Annotated in this window: 5 protein-coding genes and 3 pseudogenes; 2 read left to right on the forward strand and 6 right to left on the reverse strand. The window is 71.7% G+C overall.

Going from position 1 to position 4,851, the window contains the following annotated elements; all coding sequences use genetic code 11:
* Nucleotides 1-261, reverse strand: a pseudogene (locus ACZ4O3_RS43965) (DNA-directed RNA polymerase subunit alpha); the annotation flags it as partial.
* A gap of 404 nt (nt 262-665) precedes the next feature.
* Here ACZ4O3_RS43965 and ACZ4O3_RS43970 point away from each other — a divergent pair.
* Nucleotides 666-959: a hypothetical protein gene (locus ACZ4O3_RS43970; RefSeq protein ID WP_467728012.1), complete on the forward strand. Its 294-nt coding sequence runs from the start codon at nt 666-668 to the stop codon at nt 957-959.
* Between the two features lie 61 nt (nt 960-1,020).
* Here the strand turns inward: ACZ4O3_RS43970 and ACZ4O3_RS43975 are convergent, their stop codons facing one another.
* The 5 genes and pseudogenes from ACZ4O3_RS43975 to ACZ4O3_RS43995 all read right to left on the reverse strand — a co-directional run bounded on the left by ACZ4O3_RS43975 (nt 1,021) and on the right by ACZ4O3_RS43995 (nt 4,309).
* The gene (locus ACZ4O3_RS43975) at nt 1,021-1,509 is read right to left on the reverse strand and encodes a flavin reductase family protein (protein WP_362719865.1); all 489 of its coding nucleotides are present in this window, start codon (nt 1,507-1,509) and stop codon (nt 1,021-1,023) included.
* A gap of 162 nt (nt 1,510-1,671) precedes the next feature.
* Nucleotides 1,672-2,217, reverse strand: a pseudogene (locus ACZ4O3_RS43980) (phytoene desaturase family protein); the annotation flags it as partial.
* Nucleotides 2,174-2,494, reverse strand: coding sequence for an NAD(P)-binding protein (locus tag ACZ4O3_RS43985; protein ID WP_467728014.1), 321 nt, complete (start codon nt 2,492-2,494; stop codon nt 2,174-2,176). The pseudogene ACZ4O3_RS43980 and the gene ACZ4O3_RS43985, both read right to left, overlap by 44 nt.
* On the reverse strand, nt 2,487-2,957 hold the full coding sequence (locus ACZ4O3_RS43990) for an SRPBCC family protein (RefSeq protein ID WP_467728016.1): 471 nt from the start codon (nt 2,955-2,957) through the stop codon (nt 2,487-2,489). Before ACZ4O3_RS43990 ends, ACZ4O3_RS43985 begins: the two co-directional genes overlap by 8 nt.
* 254 nt (nt 2,958-3,211) lie before the next feature.
* Entirely contained in the window at nt 3,212-4,309 is a 1,098-nt protein-coding gene (locus ACZ4O3_RS43995; RefSeq protein WP_467728018.1) for a MerR family transcriptional regulator, read from the reverse strand.
* 326 nt (nt 4,310-4,635) lie between these two features.
* Between ACZ4O3_RS43995 and ACZ4O3_RS44000 the strand changes: the two are divergent.
* A pseudogene (locus tag ACZ4O3_RS44000) lies at nt 4,636-4,851 on the forward strand (B/F/G family RNA polymerase sigma-70 factor); the annotation flags it as partial.

The raw sequence follows: 4,851 nt of genomic DNA on the forward strand, positions 1-4,851 counted from the left end.
CGAGGAGACGACCAGCTGCTTGATGTTGAGGATCAGGTCGGTGACGTCCTCCTTGACGCCCGGCACGGTGGTGAACTCGTGCAGGACACCGTCGACGCGGATGCTGGTGACAGCGGCGCCGGGGATCGACGACAGGAGGGTGCGGCGCAGCGAGTTGCCGAGGGTGTAGCCGAAGCCCGGCTCCAGCGGCTCGATCACGAACCGGGAGCGGAACTCGTCGACGACCTCTTCGGTCAACGAGGGACGCTGAGCGATCAGCATGGTGTGGATCCTTCAGTCGCGGGCGCCCGCCATTTGACGCCCTACTGGTAGTTCAAGGGTACGGGCGATACGTCCCGTCGGTTCGTAATCCCGCCCTGCGGAACGTGTAGCCGCAGCACACCATTATGACCTGTGAACCCGGTCCGCCTTGCACGCCGACGAAGTTCCGGGCCCGGAGCGTCCGTCGGACCCCTCGCGAAAGGCTGTTTCTCCCCGGCGCGAAGTTTCCGGCGGGCCGCACTCCAGGCGTGTCGCCGCCGACGTGATGCCGTGGCCCGCGCTCGCCCCCGAGTCCTGTCGCCTGCCGGTGCGGATCTCCGGTCCCCGGTGGGGGATGGCCACCCGACGTCATTCCTGCTTGGCAGTGGCTTGAGGTCTGGGCGAGAGGCCGTGCAGTGACCCGTGTGGTCACCGTGAGCGACGGCATCGTCATCGACGTCTCGCCCGACGCCGTCCACAGAGCTGTGCCCCGCTTCGCCATCCGCGTCCACGCGATCGGGCGTCTCCGTCCCCGTCTGCGCGGGCCGGTCGCCACCTGGGGGTACCGCTTCGACCGGCGGGCATGGCCGACCCTCGTGGCCGACGCCTTCGACCGGCTTGTCACCCCCGGCAGGACGTTCGCCGCCTTCCAGGCCCGCAACATCGGGACGACCCTGCGCACCCTCAAGCGGGAACTGGAGCGGGAACCCGCCGCGTGAACGCCTGCCGCCCAGGCGTCCGGGGCGGCGGACGAGGAGGACGGCGGCCACGGTCCGCGGCTCAGTCGGCCGGGTGGCCCGGGGTGATGTCGTGGGTGTCGTTCAGTGTCAGCAGCCGGGTTCCGTCGCCTGTGCGTCTGTCCGCCGCTTCCGGAGCGAGCAGGAAGCCGACGTGGTCGCCGCCGTCGATCTGGTTCTCCACGCGCCCGACGAACCAGGCGGGGGCCTCGTCGAGGATCAGCGATCCGCCCGGTCCCCGGTGCCACGGGACGGCTGCGAACTTGTCGGTGCGGTCGCCGGTCTCGCCGCCGAAGAGCCGTGCCAGCCGGTCCTGGTCGTGGCGGAGGAGATGGACCGCGAGCCGTTCGGCACCCTCGGCGACCCGGAACGTCCGGTTGGCCTTGGACAGCCAGACCACGAACCGGGCGGGTCGGATCGAGCACTGTGAGGCGAAGCCGACCAGGCAGCCGGCTCTTTCCCCGCCGGCCTCCGCGGTCACGACGCACATCGGACAGTCGAGCAGGTCGGTGAAGGGATCAAGTTCGGTCACAGAAGTCGGCTCCAGTCTGAGGAGATGGGATCTCGGGACATCACTCGGACTCCTACCCCGCACGAGGCCGCCGCCTGGCGGCCGGCTCCTCGCGACGGCTGATCCGGGGGCATCCGCGCGGCGTCGCGACACCACGGTCCGCCGGCTTTCCGAGCGGGCGGTTCAGAGCCGTTGTGCGCGGTGGAGGAAGGCGGTCGGCCGGCAGGGCCGGAGCGCTGCTCGGGCGGCGTTCGCTCCGGGAGCTCCGTGGACTGCGCCGCCGGGATGGGTGGCCGCGGAGGCGCGGTAGAGGCCCTTGACGGGGGTTTCGGGCCGGCCGGTGCCGGGGACGGGAGGGGAGACGGCCTGCTGGTGCGGCGCGGTGGTGCCGTTGTCGATGGCGCCGTTGTGGAGGTTCTCGTCCAGCGCCTGGAGAGTGGTGGGGGCCAGGATCCGGCGGGCGAGGATCCGGGTGCGGAAGCCGGGCGCGAACCGCTCCACCTGGGCCTCGACCCGGTCCGCCACGGCCTGCTGCTCGCGGACGTCCCAGCGCCCGGTGACGCGGTCGGGGCCGGCGTCGGAGGTGATGTGCTGCGGGACGTGGGTGCAGGCCCACGCCGATTCGGTGCCGGCGGGTGAGCGGCTGGGATCTGCCGTGGTCATCTGTCCCGGCAGGGCGAACGGCTCATCGGGTACCTGTCCCATGGCGATCTGTGAGGCGAACCGGGTCCCTGAGCGGGTGGGCCGGCACGCGCGGGGCGTGGTTCCCCCGCAGTCCCTCCGCCGCGAGATCCAGCCGGGCGAGGACCGGGACGCGGCGGCCGGCGGGGAGAAGGCGCTGAAGAGATCGGAGACCGTAGTCGGGGTGGACACCGCGGTCGCCGCGTACGGCGCCCCCGGGCTCCTGCTGGGCCTCCAGGACTTCCACGCTCCAGCCGGCATCCGTCAGCGGATCGGCCGCGACCAGCCCGTTGGGGCCGGCGCCGATCACCACCGCGTCAGGCATGGCCGGCCCCGGCGTGAGCCTCCTCGGCGCGACCCTCTTCCACGAACCTGGCCAGTCGGGCCAGCATGCCCCGGTGCCGCAGCAGCAACAGCGCTTCACTCGCGGCGTTGTGGAGGATGCCGCCCAGGCCGCGCAGCGGGTGCTCGTCGCAGATGACGAGTGTTTCCTCCTCGCCCCAGGGCCTGAGCTGGAGGAAGATCCTCGCCGTGCCCAGCGGCTTGAACGAGGCCCCAAGCTCCAGCTCGCTCCCGGATTCCTGGTGGCGGACCGTCGTGATCCCCTGGGCCGACCAGGGACCCAGCCGCACGGTGTAGCAGAGCCTGGAACCGACGGCGGGCCAGGTCCGGTCGAGCGGCACGGACCCGGCGGGCCCCACCACCCACTCCCCGTAGCACGCGGGATCGGCCAGCACCGCCCATACGACGTGCGGAGGACGCCGGATCAACTGATGGTGGACGGCCACGGAGGAGCCCCCTCTGCGGGAACGGACGATGTCGCACACAGCCGCCCCACGCGGCACCGGTAGCGCCTACCTGCGATCGCACCGGCACACAGCGCTCGCACAGGGCCGGAACGCTCGGCCCCGACGTCTTCGTCCGCCGAGCGGTGTCACCGCCATGGTGCGCGCACTCGCACGCTCTCGCATCTCACCTTGCCGGACGATGCCGGGCGAGGCCTGCCTCCGTGGCCTCCTCGACGGAGAACCCGTGGCACCTGTCAGGCCACGAGCAGGCGGAGACCGAGTTCTGCCGTGTCGAGGCCGGTGAGGTGGCCGTTGCGTTCGGACCACCGGCCGGAGTCGAGGTCGTCGCTGAGATTGCGTACCGCCCGCCGCTCGGCCTCCGGCCCGACCCGCGTCCACACCGACATCGCACGGCGCACACGATCCTCCAGGTACGCCCCCGGCCGGCGCCAGTACGCCTCGAACAGGCCGTCAGCGCAGTCCCACGGGACGGGTACCGGTTCGGCGCGGGCGCCGATCGCGTCGGCCATCCCCCCGAGTGAGGGGAATTCCGCGAGGACGGCGGCGAACTCAGGCAGGTAGTCGCGGGTGAGCCAGAACCGGTCCTGCCATCCGGGCGCGTCGGTGTCGTACGTGAGCACCACCACGTGGCGGGCCACGCGCCGCATCTCGCGCAGCCCCGCCATCGGGTCCCGCCAGTGGTGCACGGTGGAGACGGCCATCGCGACGTCGAAGGACCGGTCCTCGAACGGCAGACTCTCCGCGGCGGCGGCCACGCACGGCGCCGAGCCGGCAGGCCGCTGATTCCGCATGACCGCCGACGGCTCCACCGCGGTCACGTCACGATCAGCGGGTTCGTAGGAGCCGGTGCCGGCCCCGACGTTGAGTACGGTCCGCGCGTCCTCGAGCGCGTTCCAGATCCGCGCGGCGATCCGCGGGTCGGTACGCCGTGTCACGGGGTAAGCGCCGCCGATGGTGTCGTACAGCCGTGCGCCGAGCGTCTCCAGCTGCTCTTCCGGTGTCACCCGCGGTCCTTTCCCCCGTGACTGGAGTTCCTTGTCGATGGCCGCCAGCATGGCGTCGGCGTGATCACGTCGCTCCAGCATCAGACCGCGCAGTCGGCGCAGGTGTGCGACCGTGTCGGCGGACGGGTCGCCGACCAGCTCCGCGATCTCCCGCAGTCCGAAGCCCAGCCGTCGATAGGCCAGTACCCCGCGCAGCCGCTCCACGTCGTCCGACGAGTAGGCCCGGTATCCGGACGCGGTCCGCGCCGACGGTCGCACGAGCCCGATCTCGTCATAGTGATGCAGCGTGCGCACGCTCACGTCGGTCAACTCGGCCACGCGTCCCACGGTCCAGTGATCCTCCACGGCACCGAGTGTCCGGCCTGACGCCACGTGAGGGTCAAGAGCGCGAGACCTTGTCGCCGTCCGCTCGCCGCAGCCGCTGCGGCTGCCGGCGGGCACCATGCGTATCACGCACGCGGTTTGCGGGACATGATCGGGGGCAGGCGGAGGTCAGTGCTTCGGACCGGAGGCGCATGCCCAGCGGGGATTCCCCCGAGCTGCCGGCCCTCTGGCGCCGGACCCCCTCGTTGCGGCACCCCTGACCAAGCGTTCAGAACAGCCCGCAATCCGAATTCCGGGCGTTCTGAGAATACGTCCAGGAGTCCTTCCGCATGCCGAGCAACGCAGCCTCCAGCCCGTCCAGCACGCCCACGCACGCCGTTCGTCCGGCGTCCCGGCACGGCCACGACGACGCGCCCGACACGGCGTCCCTCTTCGCCCGGCTCGCCGCTCTGGAAGACGGTCCCGAACGGGACGCCCTGCGCGACGAACTGGTGGCCGCCTGGCTGCCCATGGCGCATCGCATCGCCGGCCGTTTCCGGGACCGC

This window comes from Streptomyces sp. NPDC026515 (assembly GCF_055567595.1).

Bases quoted from the DNA above. Each gene is read 5' to 3' on its own strand.
- ACZ4O3_RS43985 (WP_467728014.1), bottom strand. From the start codon at position 2,494: ATGCCTGACGCGGTGGTGATCGGCGCCGGCCCCAACGGGCTGGTCGCG.